General features: G+C 31.9%; 14 protein-coding genes. 10 read left to right on the top strand and 4 right to left on the bottom strand.

The genetic code is table 11. The features are described from left to right. Positions 1-60: 60 nt before the first annotated feature. Both bshC and ES045_RS07340 read right to left on the bottom strand, forming a co-directional pair. Positions 61-1,653 (bottom strand): bacillithiol biosynthesis cysteine-adding enzyme BshC, encoded by a 1,593-nt coding sequence (gene bshC, locus ES045_RS07345; RefSeq protein WP_147114751.1) that lies wholly within the window; start codon positions 1,651-1,653, stop codon positions 61-63. A gap of 2 nt (positions 1,654-1,655) precedes the next feature. Then, positions 1,656-2,318, bottom strand: coding sequence for a class I SAM-dependent methyltransferase (locus ES045_RS07340; protein WP_223267202.1), 663 nt, complete (start codon positions 2,316-2,318; stop codon positions 1,656-1,658). A gap of 135 nt (positions 2,319-2,453) precedes the next feature. Here ES045_RS07340 and ES045_RS07335 point away from each other — a divergent pair, with 135 nt between their 5' ends. Together ES045_RS07335 and ES045_RS07330 are read left to right on the top strand one after the other, a co-directional pair. Next, positions 2,454-4,937: a M14 family metallopeptidase gene (locus ES045_RS07335; protein ID WP_147114748.1), complete on the top strand. Its 2,484-nt coding sequence runs from the start codon at positions 2,454-2,456 to the stop codon at positions 4,935-4,937. 376 nt (positions 4,938-5,313) lie between these two features. Further along, the gene (locus ES045_RS07330; protein WP_147114745.1) at positions 5,314-5,853 is read left to right on the top strand and encodes a sigma-70 family RNA polymerase sigma factor; all 540 of its coding nucleotides are present in this window, start codon (positions 5,314-5,316) and stop codon (positions 5,851-5,853) included. A gap of 87 nt (positions 5,854-5,940) precedes the next feature. Here ES045_RS07330 and ES045_RS07325 read toward each other — a convergent pair whose 3' ends face one another. After that, positions 5,941-6,621 (bottom strand): hypothetical protein, encoded by a 681-nt coding sequence (locus ES045_RS07325; protein ID WP_147114742.1) that lies wholly within the window; start codon positions 6,619-6,621, stop codon positions 5,941-5,943. A 142-nt stretch (positions 6,622-6,763) separates the two neighbouring features. Here ES045_RS07325 and ES045_RS07320 point away from each other — a divergent pair, with 142 nt between their 5' ends. From ES045_RS07320 to ES045_RS07285, 8 genes are all read left to right on the top strand, one after another. Further along, positions 6,764-7,984: a sulfite oxidase gene (locus ES045_RS07320; RefSeq protein ID WP_147114739.1), complete on the top strand. Its 1,221-nt coding sequence runs from the start codon at positions 6,764-6,766 to the stop codon at positions 7,982-7,984. Then, a complete protein-coding gene (locus ES045_RS07315) occupies positions 7,984-8,463 on the top strand; it encodes a monoheme cytochrome C (protein ID WP_147114736.1) in 480 nt (159 codons plus the stop codon). The genes ES045_RS07320 and ES045_RS07315 overlap by 1 nt, the downstream gene beginning before the upstream one ends. A gap of 13 nt (positions 8,464-8,476) precedes the next feature. Beyond that, positions 8,477-9,352 (top strand): sterol desaturase family protein, encoded by an 876-nt coding sequence (locus ES045_RS07310; RefSeq protein ID WP_147114731.1) that lies wholly within the window; start codon positions 8,477-8,479, stop codon positions 9,350-9,352. Positions 9,353-9,555: 203 nt separating this feature from the next. Beyond that, on the top strand, positions 9,556-10,119 hold the full coding sequence (locus ES045_RS07305) for a PAS domain-containing protein (RefSeq protein WP_147114728.1): 564 nt from the start codon (positions 9,556-9,558) through the stop codon (positions 10,117-10,119). A 44-nt stretch (positions 10,120-10,163) separates the two neighbouring features. Continuing rightward, positions 10,164-11,054, top strand: coding sequence for a dienelactone hydrolase family protein (locus ES045_RS07300; protein WP_147114725.1), 891 nt, complete (start codon positions 10,164-10,166; stop codon positions 11,052-11,054). Positions 11,055-11,189: 135 nt separating this feature from the next. After that, on the top strand, positions 11,190-12,011 hold the full coding sequence (locus ES045_RS07295; protein WP_147114722.1) for a class I SAM-dependent methyltransferase: 822 nt from the start codon (positions 11,190-11,192) through the stop codon (positions 12,009-12,011). Beyond that, complete coding sequence (locus ES045_RS07290; RefSeq protein WP_147114719.1) at positions 12,011-13,462, top strand: FAD-dependent oxidoreductase; 1,452 nt, start codon at positions 12,011-12,013, stop codon at positions 13,460-13,462. Before ES045_RS07295 ends, ES045_RS07290 begins: the two co-directional genes overlap by 1 nt. Before the next feature lie 191 nt (positions 13,463-13,653). Continuing rightward, positions 13,654-13,836, top strand: coding sequence for a hypothetical protein (locus ES045_RS07285; RefSeq protein ID WP_147114716.1), 183 nt, complete (start codon positions 13,654-13,656; stop codon positions 13,834-13,836). A gap of 497 nt (positions 13,837-14,333) precedes the next feature. On the opposite strand, the gene ES045_RS07275 is transcribed toward ES045_RS07285, so the two are convergent. Further along, a complete protein-coding gene (locus ES045_RS07275; RefSeq protein WP_147114713.1) occupies positions 14,334-16,301 on the bottom strand; it encodes a YgiQ family radical SAM protein in 1,968 nt (655 codons plus the stop codon). Between the last annotated feature and the right edge of the window lie 24 nt (positions 16,302-16,325).

The following is a 16,325-nucleotide window of genomic DNA, read 5'->3' as shown; positions in this document are numbered from 1 at the left end:
TTAGTGTTTATTTTTAGATTGCCACGTTATTCTTACTCGCAATGACGCACAAATTTTATTCTACAATTCTAAAAGCGTAAATTTTAACTCTAAAGGTTTTAAAGACTCTTTTAGAGCTGCTATAAAAGTAACCCCATATTCTAAATAATACTCAGAGAAATTACGTTGTCTTTCTTCTAAACTTTGGTTTGGTAACAGTTCATTTTGAAGCGCTGTAATTCTTTCTACTAAATCGTTTTGCCTTCTTTTTTCTGCTCTTAATAATCTTTTTTGAAGATTTTCTAACCCCTTAATTTGCTTTCTTTCTTGTGCATTTACTGCATTTATAAAAGAAACATCTGTCTTTTCTGCAACTACTTTTAACTCAGAAAACTGATTTTCTAAATATTGAATTTTCTCAAGAAATTCGACTTCAATATCAGAGTTTTCTATTACCTTTTTAGATAATAATTCATGCTGATTTAAAAAGAGTTCTTCATGAGAAATTGTTAAATTATCTAGCTTTTTTTGTTGCTTTTCTGAAACCACTTGCACAGAATTACGCAATAACAAAATAGGAAAAGGAACATTTACTTTTTCAAAATAGTTCTTTAACTCGAACCAGTACGCAATTTCTCCTCCTCCGCCTAAATAGCAAAGGTTTGGTAAAATTACTTCTTGATACAAAGGTCTCATAATAACATTGGGCGAAAATGCTAACGGATTTTCATCCACTTCTTTTAATATTTCAGCCTTAGAGAAAGTAGTATTTGTATTATTTACTTTGTAAACTCCGTCTTCGAAAATAATACGTTCACGAGAATTTTTACTCAAGTAAAATAAATTTATTTCTCTTGGGTTCACCTGAATCTTATAGTTTTCTTCTAATTTAGAAATGGTTTCAGAAACTTCTTTAAATGACGTTTCGTTTTCTAATTCGTTTTTTATAAAAGGGCTAAAAAGATTTTTCAAGTCTTTATCATCACCATCAATAATTACCAAACCATATTCTTTAAACAAATCGTTTGCAATAAAACGCGTAGCATCTGCTAAATTAGTGTGTTCTAAATATCCTTTAGAAAATAATTCTTTTAGATACTTGGCATTTTTAGAACCACCTAATTGGTTTGCAAAAACGGCAAAAACTTCTTCCAATCCGTCAGTAGAGAATCTACCAACTGCACCACCATCTTCTCGCGTCCATTTTACTTTTTTTCCTTCAAAATTAAAATAATTAATTTCATCGAAATCATGATCTTCTGTTGCCATCCAATACATAGGAACAAAATTTTTCTCTGGAAATTTTTGCCCTAATTCTTCCGCTAAATTAATGGCAGAAATAATTTTATATAAAAAATACAAAGGTCCCGTAAACAGATTTAATTGATGTCCGGTAGTGATTGTAAAGGTGTTTTTTAATTTTAAAAGCGCTATATTATCTTGCGTTTTCTCTGAAACATCAAAGTTATGGTATTGATTTTTCAAAGCTTCAACCAGCACCAACCGAGATTGTAAACGATACGATTTTTCTTTTTCTTCTATTTGATTGTGAAAACCAGTAATATCTGGAAAGTTGTTATAAAACGGTTGTATACTCTCTTTTTTCTCTAAATAATCTAGCATTGTTTTAGAGAAAAAGCCGGTATTTTTAAATGGAATTTGTGTTGCTTTCATTTTTAACTTTTTCTTTGAAACAATGAATAAATATAAGGTCTGTCATCTCCGTTAGGATTTACAAACGTATGATTAAAACTTTTTATTAGCTCAAAATTAGCGCCTAAGTTTTTTTGTAACATTGCTACGGAATATCTTTTTAAAGGCAAACCACAACATTTTTCTGCACCATTTTCTGCAAATACAGCAATGATTACAAATCCGTTTGGTTTTAATATTTTCTTCAATAAATTAAAATAAGTGGCAATCTCTTCGTCTTTTAAGAAGAAGTGTAAAACAGCTCTATCATTCCATAAATCGATCTTTTTTAACCTTTTTAATTTTGAAGGATTTAATAAATCATCCACCAAAAACTGAACTTTATCGCTATCTCCTACTCTACTTTTTAAAGAAGTTAAAGACGCTTCTGCTAAATCATTTGCAATAATATTAGAAAAACCTGCTGCTAATAAATTATCTATTATAGTGGATGAACCAGCACCAACATTTAAAATAGTTGCATTCTTTGCTATTTTTGTTTCTTTAATTAATGCTAAAGTTTGTGCTGAATTTTCTTCATACCAACCTAACTTTTCAGTTGAAATCTTATTATAGGCAGCGTTCCAATGCTTTTTATAATCTTTTGCTGGTGATGAAATTTTACTGTCAGTTTCGTTTGTAGTCATACATCAAAAATACTAAATTTAGAGGTTACAACACTGCTTCAATTTGAAACTAACAAATATTTAACGAGTTTAACAATTCTCTATTAAAATAGCGCATATATATTCATTACTTTTGAAAACCAAACGGTTTATTTTATGAAATTTATATCATTTTTTATTGTTGCTTTATTGTTTGCAACAAATATTTCTTCTCAAGAAATAAAGTCTCCTTCAGAGTTTTTAGGTTATGAAATTGGTTCTCGTTTTACAAGACATCACAAAGTTGTAGCCTATTTTAAATATGTTAGCAGCACTTTATCTAACGTAAAATTAGAAAAATATGGTGAAACAAATGAGCATAGACCTTTGTATGTAAGTTATATTTCCTCGCAAGAAAATATTGCAAACTTAGAAGAAATTAGAAAAGACAATCTTTCTCAAACAGGAATTATTGCTGGAAATGCGACCAATAAAAAAGCAATTGTTTGGCTAAGTTACAATGTGCATGGAAATGAAGCTTCTAGCACAGAAGCAGCAATGTTGACTTTATATGAATTAATTACCTCTAAAAAAGCCTGGTTAAAAAATACCGTTGTTATTTTAGATCCATGTATAAATCCTGATGGTAGAGATCGATACGTAAATTGGTTTAACCAAGTAAAAAGTACGCCTTTTAATATTGATCAAGATGCAAAAGAACACTCAGAACCTTGGCCAAGTGGAAGACCAAATCATTATTTATTTGATTTAAATAGAGATTGGGCTTGGGCTAGTCAGGTAGAATCGCAACAAAGAATTGCTATTTATAATAAATGGATGCCACATGTTCACGTAGATTTTCACGAACAAGGAATTAATAGTCCGTATTACTTTGCACCTGCAGCAGAACCTTTTCACGAAGTAATTTCTGATTGGCAACGCAATTTTCAAACCGCCATAGGAAAAAATCATGCAAAATATTTTGACAAAGAGGGTTGGTTGTATTTTACAAAAGAAAGTTTCGATTTATTGTACCCAAGTTATGGCGATACCTACCCAACATATATGGGCGCAATTGGTATGACGTATGAACAAGCTGGTCATGGACGTGCAGGTTTAGGAATTAACACAGATGAAGGGGAAGTTTTAACCTTAAAAGACAGAGCAGCACATCATCTAACAACAGGTTTGTCTACCGTAGAAATTTCTTCTAAAAATGCTGAGAAATTAAATATTGAATTCAAAAAATTCTTCGATAATTCTAATTTGAACTATAAAAGTTATGTGTTAAAAAATGAGAATGAAGACAAAATGAATCGTCTTAAAAAATTATTAGACACGCATGAAATTAAATATGAAAATGCAAAAAGTGGCAGGGTAAAAGGATACAATTACAACACGCAAGAAGAGGATAAATTTGATGCAAATAATACTGATTTAGTAATTCATACAAACCAACCAAAAGGAAAGATGGTAAAAGTTTTGTTTGAACCAAATGCTAAATTAGCAGATTCTTTAACCTATGATATTACTGCTTGGTCTTTGCCTTATGCGCATGGTTTTAATGCCATTGCTTCTAAATCTAAAATAAGTTCAACTTTTATTAATGATACAAAAACAGTAAAAAATAGTATTGATAAAGATGCTTATGCCTATATTTCTAAATGGAATAGTTTAGACGATGCTACTTTTTTAGGCGCTTTATTGCAACACAATATTGTACCAAGATATACTGAAAAATCGTTTTCTGCTAATGGAAAATCATTTAAAAAAGGAACTTTAATTATTCTAAGAAATGACAATAGAAACCCAGGTTTTGACACCAAAATAATCGAAATTGCAAATAAGCACCAGCGAAGTTTAACGGCTATTTCAACAGGTTTCTCAGAACTTGGTGTAGATTTTGGTTCTTCTTCTGTAAAACCAATTCACAAGCAAAAAATAGCAGTTGTATCTGGTAAAGCTACTTCTTCTTTAAGTTTTGGTGAAGTTTGGCATTTCTTTGAAACACAATTACAATACCCAATTACAAATATTAATTCTACTGATTTTGGCTATACAGATTTAAATAAATATGATGTAATTATTTTGCCAAATGGGTATTACAATGCTGTCTTAAACAAATCAACTTTAACAAAAGTAAAAAAATGGACACGTTCTGGTGGAACTTTAATTGCTATTGGAAATGCCTTAAAAAGCTTTGCCAATAAAGATGGCTTTTCTTTAAAAACTAAAAAAACAGCTACAAAAGAGGATGATAAAGAAAATAATTTAACCCCCTTTGAAGATAGAGAACGTAAAAGTGTGGCTAACTTAATTACAGGTAGTGTCTTTAAAAGCACCTTAGATAATTCGCATCCGTTAGCTTTTGGATACAATAAAGAGTACTTTTCTTTAAAATTAAGCGGAACTTCTTATAGCTATTTAGAAGAAGGGTATAATGTTGGTTATTTTGATAAAAACACTAAAAATATTTCTGGCTACGCAGGTAGTAAAGCTGTAAAAAATGTACCAGAATCTTTATTGTTTGGTGAAGAGCCAATGGGGCGCGGAAGTGTAATTTACATGGTAGACAATCCGTTATTTAGATCTTTCTGGGAAAATGGAAAACTATTTGTAGCCAATGCTGTTTTTCTTTTAAATTCTGATAAATTGAAATAAAATAAGTAGAACTTATATTCTTAAAACATGCATTATAAAATGAAATCCTTTCTAATTTTTAAGATTAGAAAGGGTTTCATTTTAAAAAAAGATAGTTACAAAAGAAAACTTTAAATTTTTCTTCTTTTTTATGCATCTTTTTTTAAAAAGTGCGGTCTATTCAATGAACATTAAAAATAATATCATGAAAAATTCAGAAAACACAAGTTGTAACTGTAATTGTGAAGGTTGTAAAACGGGCGATTGTAAAAATTGTACGTGCACAAACTGCACGTGTACCAATTGTAATTGTTAATTCATTGCCACTTCAAAGCACAAGGCAATCTCATCTAATCAAAGATTGCTTCGTGTTTTGTACCGGCGTATATATTTAATAATGACGACAAAACAAGTTTGGACTTCCTATTCCGAAGATTTAAAACGATTTATCATCAGCAAAGTAAAAAACACAACTATTGCAGATGATATTTTGCAGGATACTTTTATTAAAATTCACACAAAACTACATACCTTAAAAGATATTACAAAACTAAAGTCTTGGTGTTTTACAATTGCTAGAAACGCTATTTTAGACTACTGGAAATGGACAAACAAAACTTTTGAAATTGCAAATTTTGAGAATGGAACAGAAATACCAAGTGAAGAACATACAGAAAAAGACTGTCTAAGAGGCATCTTAAAACAGTTGCCTAAGAAATATAGAGAACCTTTATTTCTATCTGATATTAGAGGGTTAAAGCAGCAAGAAGTAGCCAATCTATTAAAACAAAGTTTACCTACAACAAAATCTCAAATTCAACGTGCTAGAAAATTAATAGCTAAAGGCTTTATGGATTGTTGTGGTTTTGTACTAAATAAAGAAGGAAATTTAATTGGCGAAATTCAAGAAAAAGCAGATTGTAAAATTTGTGAATGAGAAGCTCGTTCTTTTTAATAATGTAACTAAAAAAAAGCAGAAAGATGAAAGAAAAACCTTTCTGCTATTTTTTTATATGTAAACAATTTAAGCCTTTTCTTCTGGCAAGTGAATACCTTGCCTTAATATGGCAACTCCCATTGCCACTAGCCATATTACTTTTATGTGAAATATAGGCTTGTAAATTTCATAATTGTCTGGAATAGATATAATAATACCCACAGCAATAAAACCTAGCAACATTGTAAACCAACCCAACCAAGTACTTACCAACTTCCATTTTACAAAGGCGTAGCCCAATAATACCAATCCAACTCCAGAGAAAATTCTTCCAAAACGTATAAAACAAGTAACATATTGGTTGGTAGAAAGAATACTATCCATAAAAGCGGTTATTTCTGTTGCAGACATTCCTGCTGTTTTACCAACACCCCAAGCACCAAAATTATAGAAAAATGCATTGGCAATTGCCAAAGTAAAAGTACCCACAATAACCATCCCAATACCAGGAAGTATCACTACTCTATAAGGTTTGCTTAGAGTAATAGACATGAGTGCAAACATAGAGACCCCCATGGTTACCCAACCAAAAATATGAATACGATACATCCAAATCCAATACCAAACGCTTTCTCCTACTTTTGTAAAATCTTCTGCAACAATGTACTCTCCGATATGATGAGGTGATAATGCCCAACCAAACCAGAGTAAAACTGCTGCTAAAACAAACGCCCATCCAGTAAAATTGGTTTCGAAATCTTTCTTCATTACTTTCATTGATTATTATGTTTTTTTTATGTGCTGTAATGGTAAAAATATTTTTTGTTATAATATGTAACAAAAGTTACATAGAAAAAGCACTAATCGGTGTAACTTGTGCTGTCTATTATAAACTTTTAATTTTAGAATCTTGAAAAGAAGGTCTTTTGTAAAAAAAACAGTACTAAGCTCGTTTGCAGCAATTATAGGAACAGAACTTATTTTTGGTGCTAATATGATGGAAGGCTATACCCCACTAGCGTTACAAGAACCCAATCCTTTTAAATTATTTAGTAAAAATAAAGAAATGCTTGTTTTAAATGATAAACCATGGAATATTGAAGCACAAGCTCATTTATTAGATGATAAGGTAACTCCAAATTCTTCTATGTTTATAAGAAACAATGGTAAAATTCCAGAAGAAATTAATCCAGAAACGTGGACACTTACTATTGACGGAGAAGCTGTTAAAAATAAAAAAACATATACGCTTGCAGATTTAAAATCAACATTTAAACAACATACTTACCAATTAACTTTAGAATGTGGTGGTAATGGACGAAGTGAATTTGATCCACCAGCAAAAGGAAATCAATGGACAATTGGTGCGGTACATTGTGCCTCTTGGACAGGTATTCGTTTGCGTGATATTTTAGAAGATGCAGGGATTAAAAGTAATGCCGTATATATAGGCTACCATGCTGTAGATGCTCATTTGAGTGGAGATCCTTCTAAAGAACCAATTTCTAGAGGTTGTCCAATGTCTAAAGCTCTACAAGATGAAACTATCTTAGCTTTTCAGATGAATGGTGAAGCTATTCCGTTGGCTCATGGATATCCACTACGTTTAATTGCAGGTGGTTGGCCAGCATCGGTTTCGGGTAAATGGTTGAATAGAATTAGCATTCGTGATAAAGTACATGATGGTACAAAAATGATGGGAACAGCTTATCGTGTACCCAAAAACCCCGTTGCCCCTGGAGAAAAGGTAAAAGATGAAGATATGGGCATTATAGAATCGATGCCAGTAAAGTCTTTAATTACGTATCCTAAAACAGGTGCTACTCTAAAAGAAAATCAACCCTTAGAAATTAGAGGACATGCTTGGGCAGGAGAATTAGAAGTTGAGAAAATGGAATATTCTATAGATTTTGGTGCTACATGGACCACTTGTTTGGTAGAAAAACCAGCAAACCGTCTAGCATGGCAACATTTTTCTGCTTCCATCAACTTTCCTAAAAAAGGATATTATGAAATTTGGGCAAAAGCAATAGACAGTAATAATATAGCACAACCCATGCTCTTACCTGGTTGGAACCCCAAAGGTTATTTAAATAATGCTTGCCACAGAATCGCAATAAAAGTTGTTTAATGATTGATAAGAATGAGTTTCAAAATAAAATTAAAAAAGCAGAGAAGACTGCTTATAAAGCGATTTTTTTTTCTTTTTTAGCTTCCGTCTTACTTCTTTTCGCTGCGTATGATCCAACATTTTCAATTTTTGGAAATAAAGAAACGGCGCTAACGTATAGTGATACGGTTGAAAACAAAAATGAAGATAAAATTGAAAACGGAGTTCACATAAGAACCGGCTTAGTAGACGCAGAAGGCTTAATAACCGTTGTTAACAATTGTACGAATTGTCATTCTGCAAAATTAGTCATTCAAAATAGAATGAATACAGAACGTTGGAACACAACAATTAAGTGGATGCAAGAAACTCAAAACTTATGGGATTTAGGCGAAAATCAAGAGGTTATTGTAAACTATTTGGTTACAAATTATCCCCCAATAGCAAAAGGAAGACGCTTAAACTTAACCGATATTAATTGGTATACACTAAAAAAGTAGTAAAATATAAATAATGAAAAAATACTTAGACGCATTTATAAATGCTTTTACAGGAACTGTAGATTGGACCTGGAAATCAATAATTTTTGAAGTGCCTTGGTACACAAACTATTTCTGGGGCCTTATTCTTATTTCTCTTTTTGTTTGGGGCTTAGAAATTGCCTTTCCTTGGAGAAAACAACAAGCTATCTTTAGACGCGATTTTTGGTTAGATGCATTTTATATGTTTTTTAATTTTTTCATTTTCTCAATTATAATTAGCGGGGTTTATGAAATTTTAGGATTGTTCTTTGGTGAATTTAATATCACAACAAAAAGTTTGGCACTAATAGATATTTCTGCTTGGGCACCATGGATGCAATTATTAGTTTTCTTCATTATTCTAGATTTTGTACAATGGTTTACGCATGTGCTTTTACATAAATATTCCTTTTTATGGAGATTTCACAAAGTACATCATAGTGTAAAAGAAATGGGATTTGCTGCACATTTAAGATACCATTGGATGGAAAACATCTTTTACAAACCTCTTAAAACATTCGGAGTAATGATTCTTGGTGGTTTTGAACCCGAACAAGCTTACATTGTTCATTTTATTACCATTGCAATTGGGCATTTTAATCATGCCAATATTAAAATAACTTGGGGTATTTTTAAATATATCTTTAACAATCCTGTGATGCATTTATACCATCATGCCTATGTTGTTCCAAAAGGTAGAAATGGAATGAATTACGGAATTAGCTTAAGCCTTTGGGATTATATTTTTAAAACAAATTACATCCCAGAAGATAGCGGAACCGTAGAAATTGGATTTAAAGGCGATGATAAATTTCCTACTAATTTTATCGATCAAAATTTATATGGGTTTAAAAAAGATCAGAATTAAGCCGCTTTTAATTTTATAATATTGATAAAAGCCCCGTTTAGAAATTTCTAAACGGGGCTTTAAATTTTTTAAAATATCTTCAACCTACTAGATCATTAAGTTAAGGTAATAGAAAAGACAAAAATTGAAGTTCCTTTTTAACAGGATATTCATTCTCTTTTTTATAGCTTAGCCTTTTCAACTAAAAAAAACACTATTTGTCTATGAAACACAATTTAGCCAATATGATGTCTTTAGATTTATTTATAGCTTCGCAAGATGAGCAAGATTATTCTGCTATAAAACCTCTTCTCACACCGTCAGAATCTGTTCAATTACCAATAACTAGTTTCGATTTTTATATTGATTATTTTTCTGATGAAATGAATAAAGTGAGCAGAAAAAATGACATCGATATGATTAAAGAATTTGCCGCTAAATTTCAATGGACTAATAATGTAGATGAGATTTTTAAGAATGAAGCTTTTGAAACGATTGTCCTTACAAACAATAAACAAGAAATTGTGTGGGTAAATAGTGGTTTTAAAAAGATGACAGGTTATAGTAAAAATTTTGCGATTAAGAAAACACCTTCTTTCTTGCAAGGCACAAATACGTGTGAAGAAACGAAAACAAGAATTAGAAAAAAAATACACCTCAATAAGCCTTTTAAAGAAATTGTATTAAATTACAGACAAGATAAAATTGCTTACAAGTGTGAAATAAAAATTTTTCCATTAACTTATAAAAATACAACACATTATATTGCATTAGAAAACGCCATTTAATAGTTCTAATTCGCTCCTTTTCTAAAAACAATAATCTCAATAAGATGGAACCAATAAAAAAAGAAGATATTAGTCAAGATGTATTCGATTTATACGATGATTATGCACACAATAAAATAGACAGAAAAGAATTTCTTAAAAAACTTTCTTTGTTTGCTTTTGGTGCAATTACATTGCCTGCTTTATTAAGTTTTATTTCTCCGAATTATGCAGATGCTATTTTAGTTAAGTCAACAGATCCTAGATTAAAGTCAGTTACGGTTCATTATGAGTCGCCAAAAGGGGGAAAAAAAATGAATGGTTACTTTTCAATTCAGAAAGATGTAAAAGAAAAATTACCCGGTATTTTAGTTGTTCATGAAAACCGCGGCTTAAATCCGTATATAAAAGATGTTGCTCGAAGAGCTACTTTAGAAGGTTATGTAACCTTGGCTCCTGATGCACTTGCTCCTATGGGTGGTTATCCTGGAAATGATGACGATGGTAGAGAAATGCAAGGAAAAAGAGATCGAAATGAAATGCTAGAAGATTTTATTGCTGGTTATCAGTATTTAAAATCTCACAAAGACTGCAATGGAAAAGTTGGTGTTATTGGTTTCTGTTTTGGCGGATGGATTTCTAATATGATGGCGGTAAGATTACCAGATTTAGGAGCTGCCGTTCCTTATTACGGAAGACAACCTGAAAAAGAAGATGCTGCAAAAATTAAAGCGCCTATGTTATTACAATATGCAGGTTTAGATAAGAGAGTAAATGAAGGTTGGCCAGCATTTGAAAAAGTTTTAAAAGAAAACAACGTTACTTATGAAGCGCATATTTATCCTGATGTAAATCATGGCTTTCACAACAATACAACTCCTCGGTTTGATGAAGCAGCAGCAGATTTATCCTGGGAAAGAACCATTGCCTTTTTTAATACACACTTAAAAGGATAAGGCTGTCATTGTGAGGAAGACAGAAGAAGTAATCTGTTACTTTATGGTTTTTAATTGAGATATTTTCTCGTTCCTCACAATAACTTTCTTACTTTTCATTTAAAATTAAGTACTTTTATCCTTTAAATATTTAAGGTGAAAAAGAAAACTCTTATCAGTAAAGAATTAGACGATTTTTACAACAAAGCTTCAGAAGAAACCAGGCTAGAAAAAGGAATGGGTATTTTTGAGTTTGAACGTATTAAAGAACTCATAGAATTACATATTTCAAAGTCAAATAGCACTATTATTGATGTTGGCGGCGGAACAGGTAAATATTCGGAATGGTTAGCTAAGAATAACCACACCGTTCATTTAGTAGAACCTGTTTTAAAACACATAAAACTTGCCGAAAAAAGAGCCAATAAACTTAAGAAACCTTTCTCTGTTGCTATTGGTGAAGCAAAAAAGTTGCCCTTTAAAGACAATACCGCAGATTTAGTAATTTTACACGGCCCTTTATATCATTTGCAAAAAAGAGAAGATAGAGTTGCCGCTATTATTGAAGCAAAAAGAGTATTGAAAAAAGGCGGAATTATTTTAGGTTTTGCAATTAACGCAACGGCTTCGACGGTTGTGGGTTTAATGAATGGAATGATTCATGCCAACTCATTTTTTGACATGTGTAAAGCAGAACTCACCACAGGTGTACATGATGCTCCTAAAGACTTTCCTTTTTTATTAGCAGATGCTTTCTACCACAAACCAGCAGGATTAAAAGCAGAGTTTCTAGAACAAAATCTCAATTTTATAAATCTTTTTGCGGTGGAAGGAATGATTTGGTTAGACAACGAATATTTTGCAAACATGTTAGACAAGAAAAAGTCGAAAACTTTAAAAGCATTGCAAACTCTTACTCAAAATGATGAATATTTGTTACCTTTTAGTCCTCATATGATGATTGCAGTTAGAAAATAGTGAAAGAAATTAAAACCAAAAATAATTATTGGAATGTTTGCAAAGACTGTAAAGGAATTGGCAAAAAAAAGCAGCGTGTTCGAAAAAATGTTCGTTTAGAGTATCAAAACAAATTAGATCTTTTTGAAAAATCAAACGGTAAAGAAACTGCGCCAATTAAACCTATTAGAATTTTACAGACTTGTACAAACTGTAAAGGAACTGGGTTAATATTATCTACTTCAAAACCCGAAATAAACAAAGAAGTATATCCACACATTGCTATCATTGGCGGCGGAATTGGAGGCGTTGCACTCGCAATAGCTTGCTTGCATCGTGGAATTCCTTTTACACTTTATGAACGAGATAAGAGCTTTAATACTCGATCTCAAGGCTACGGGCTTACCTTACAACAAGCCAGTAAAGCAATGGCGAGTTTGGGTATTAACTCTTTAGAAGCAGGAATCACCTCCACCAGACACGTAGTTCATACTATCGATGGAAAAATTATTGGCGAATGGGGCATTAGAAAATGGGGACGACCAACCACCAAAACTTCTCCAAAACGCACAAACATACACATTGCAAGACAATCTTTACGCTTAGCATTGCTAGAACAACTCGGTGGAGATGCTGCTGTAAAATGGGGACATCAATTATTGAGTTTTAATGATGCTGACGACGGAACTTTACAGTTAGAATTTAAAGTAAATAACGAAATAAAATTTGCCAAAGCAGATCTTGTCGTTGGCGCAGATGGCATCCGAAGTACGGTGAGAAAATTACTTATTGGAGAAAACAAAACTCCTTTAAGTTATTTAGGTTGCATCGTAATTTTGGGAATTTGTCCCTTAAAGAATTTAGAAAATGTAGAAACCCCTTTACTCGATTCGGCAACTGTATTTCAAACTGCAAATGGTCATGAACGCATCTACATGATGCCGTATGATTCAGAAAATATTATGTGGCAACTTAGTTTCCCAATATCAGAAAAAGAGGCTAGAAAACTCAATATACAAGGCGTAAAAGCACTAAAAGAAGAAGCAATTAAAAGAACGCAATGGCACGATCCTATTCCACAAATTGTAGCAGCTACTATTGAAACTAAAATTTCTGGTTATCCTGTTTATGATCGAGAACTATTAACACCTGAATTGTTTGAAAAAGCAATAAAAACAACGCTAATTGGAGATGCTGCACACCCAATGAGTCCTTTTAAAGGACAAGGTGCAAATCAAGCATTGTTAGATGCATTGGCATTGGCTCTAGAAATTTCAAAAAAATGCAACGCTTCTTCTCAATGGAAGAAAATAGGAATTCGAAAAAGTGTATTAACAGCCTTTGAGTCTGAAATGATAAAACGCAGTGCTTCTAAAGTGAAAAGTTCGGCAGAAGCCGCACAATTATTACATTCTGAAATTGTACTTTATGAGGGGAATGGTCCAAGAGGCAAACATCGAGAATTTTCTTAAAAAAATACTTGTTATGTATTAATCCTCAAAATAAGTAATGATATGAAGAAGTAAAACCTTTTTGTCTATTTGTAAAAACGAGTGTTCTGAAAACAATTCATTTAAAAATTAGTGATAAAGTTTATGATAAGTTACTTTTAAGTAAGTTTAGTAATGAAGATGTGCAAGTTATTAATAAAACAGATTCGTTTGTGTCAGAATCTGATTTACTGTATACTTTAAATACTAGTGGGGTCTCTAAAACTAATAAAGATTGGTTTACTGATATGACAAAAGAGGAACAAGAAGAGATTAAAAAAGGACTAGAACAAGCTGATAAAGGTGATTTTATTGCAAACGAAAAAGTAATGCAACGTTTTAATAAATGGCACTAGAAATTGTCTGTACTCCTAAAGCTGATGAAGGTTTAGAAAAGTTTTAGAGTATTTAGAAAAAGAGTGTACAATACTTGAAATTCTTAATATAGAACAGAATTTAAAAGTTCTTTTAAAACAAATTAGTACATATCCTAAAAGTTGTCCTGTAACTTCAATCTACAAAAATGTTCATAAAGGCTTAATAGATAAAAATAATTATATTATTTACAGAGTGGATTATAATAAACTAATAATTGAAATTATTAATTTTAAAGGAACTAAACAGAAACCTATTTATTAATAGTTTGAATATTTAATAAAATAAATAACGGTATTGACCCTTTGGATATTAGCCAAAAATGAAGAAGAGGATACAATTTATTTAAGAAATATTATGACATGCATTTTAAATTAAAGAAAAAAGATCAGAACTAATGGAATTTTGTCTGAATACCCGCATGCAACAGAATATTCCAACCGAAGTTTTAATTAGAGATTATTAATTAGAACTTCTACTACCTCCTCTTTTTCTTAGGCGCTCTACTCACCTTCTTCTTTCGTTTATTAAAAGGAACAGGCACTGCGTCATCAAAAGTATTTTTTACTTCTTTGGCATTTTTATTCTTTTTCCAAGAATTATTTTCTGGTAATAATTTTTGTAATAAATCTTGTCTTCCAACTTTATTAAGTGTGTTTTTAATCCAATCTTTATTTTCTTTCTTATACCAAAAGAAAAATTTATGTTGGTCTTCACGCTCCTTTTTTGTCTTCGGCGTTTTTGTTGGCTTTAAAGTATACGGATGAAATCCTGAATAATAAATTACCGTTGCAACCGTCATTGGTGTTGGTGTAAAACCTTGCACTTGTTCTAACTGAAAGCCCATATCTTTGGTCTCTGCAGCTAAATTTGCCATGTCTTCCACTTCACTTGCTGGGTGACTCGAAATAAAATACGGAATTAACTGTAAATTTAATTTCTTCTTAATATTTATCTTATCGAAACGCTCTTTAAACATATGAAAATATTTAAAGGACGGTTTACGCATCAATTTTAAAACAGGATCTGAAGTATGTTCTGGCGCAACTTTTAATCGACCAGAAACATGCTTTGTCATTACTTCTTCTGTATACGCATCTAATTCTTTCGGATCTGCGTTTTTATTGAATTCTGGCACCAACATATCATGACGAATTCCACTTCCAATAAAAGATTTTTTAATTTTTGGATGTTTATCAACTGCTTGGTATAGCTCCGTTAAAGGTTTATGAGACGTATCTAAATTAGAGCAAATCACTGGCGAAATACAACTTGGTGCAACACACTTATCACAGATAGATTGTACTTTCCCTTTCATCTGATACATATTTGCAGAAGGTCCGCCAATATCAGATAAATACCCTTTAAAATCTGGCATATTTGCCACTTTATCTATTTCTTTTAAAACAGATTCCTGACTTCTACTCGCAATAAATTTTCCTTGGTGCGCAGAAATGGTACAAAAACTACAACCACCAAAACATCCTCTGTGAATATTAATAGAGAATTTTATCATCTCAAACGCAGGTATTGGTCCACGTTTGTCATATTTTGGGTGTGGTAAACGCGTAAAAGGCAAATCGAAAGAACCATCAATTTCCTTTTCTGTCATGGTAGGAAATGGCGGATTTATCACCAACGTTTTTCCTTCAACATCTTGTAAAATTCTTCTTGCTTTTAATTTATTAGATTCTTGTTCAATCACCTTAAAATTAGAAGCAAATGTTTTCTTATCTGCCAAACAAGCTTTGTGAGAATTAATGGTTACATCATCCCAATCATTCACAACAGGCAATTTTTCTATCTTTTCATCAACAAAAACAGCCGTTTGTTTAATGTTTTTCAAACTAGAAAACGGCACTCCTTTTTGCATTAATTCTACAATTTCACGCAAAGGCTGCTCTCCCATTCCATACACCAACATGTCTGCTTTAGACGTTTCTAAAATAGAAGGCAATAACTTATCAGACCAGTAATCATAATGTGTTACACGTCTTAAAGAAGCCTCTATTCCACCAATTAAAACAGGAATATCTGGGTATTTTTCTTTTAATATTTTCGAATATACAGAAGTTGCATAATCGGGTCTAAAACCTTTATCGCCATTTGGCGTGTACGCATCTTTATCTCTTCGTTTTTTACTTGCAGTGTAATTAGAAACCATCGGATCCATACAACCACCCGTAACTCCAAAAAACAAGCGAGGTCTTCCTAATTTTTCAAAATCTTGTAAATTATCATTTACACTTGGTTGCGGCACAATTGCTACGCGTAAACCGTAACTTTCTAATATACGCCCAATTACAGCAGGCCCAAATGATGGATGATCGACATAAGCGTCTCCACTAAATAAAATAACGTCTAATTCTTCCCAACCACGAATTTTAACTTCCTTGTTTGTTGTTGGTAACCAATCTGTTAGTTGATGTCTTTTTGTGCCTTCCATATTTTGCAAAAATACGAGAATTTT

Origin of the sequence: Polaribacter sp. IC073 (assembly GCF_007997075.1) — a bacterium.
Classification (GTDB): Bacteria; Bacteroidota; Bacteroidia; order Flavobacteriales; family Flavobacteriaceae; genus Polaribacter.
Note: the sequence above shows the minus strand (reverse complement) of the source record. Positions and strands in the feature narration are given on the sequence as shown.

Excerpts from the sequence above, each read along its gene's own strand:
- ES045_RS07275 (WP_147114713.1), bottom strand. The coding sequence starts at position 16,301 with ATGGAAGGCACAAAAAGACATCAACTAACAGATTGGTTACCAACAACA.
- bshC (WP_147114751.1), bottom strand. The coding sequence starts at position 1,653 with ATGAAAGCAACACAAATTCCATTTAAAAATACCGGCTTTTTCTCTAAA.
- ES045_RS07330 (WP_147114745.1), top strand. The coding sequence starts at position 5,314 with ATGACGACAAAACAAGTTTGGACTTCCTATTCCGAAGATTTAAAACGA.
- ES045_RS07335 (WP_147114748.1), top strand. The coding sequence starts at position 2,454 with ATGAAATTTATATCATTTTTTATTGTTGCTTTATTGTTTGCAACAAAT.
- ES045_RS07315 (WP_147114736.1), top strand. The coding sequence starts at position 7,984 with ATGATTGATAAGAATGAGTTTCAAAATAAAATTAAAAAAGCAGAGAAG.
- ES045_RS07300 (WP_147114725.1), top strand. The coding sequence starts at position 10,164 with ATGGAACCAATAAAAAAAGAAGATATTAGTCAAGATGTATTCGATTTA.
- ES045_RS07325 (WP_147114742.1), bottom strand. The coding sequence starts at position 6,621 with ATGAAGAAAGATTTCGAAACCAATTTTACTGGATGGGCGTTTGTTTTA.
- ES045_RS07305 (WP_147114728.1), top strand. The coding sequence starts at position 9,556 with ATGAAACACAATTTAGCCAATATGATGTCTTTAGATTTATTTATAGCT.
- ES045_RS07310 (WP_147114731.1), top strand. The coding sequence starts at position 8,477 with ATGAAAAAATACTTAGACGCATTTATAAATGCTTTTACAGGAACTGTA.
- ES045_RS07340 (WP_223267202.1), bottom strand. The coding sequence starts at position 2,318 with ATGACTACAAACGAAACTGACAGTAAAATTTCATCACCAGCAAAAGAT.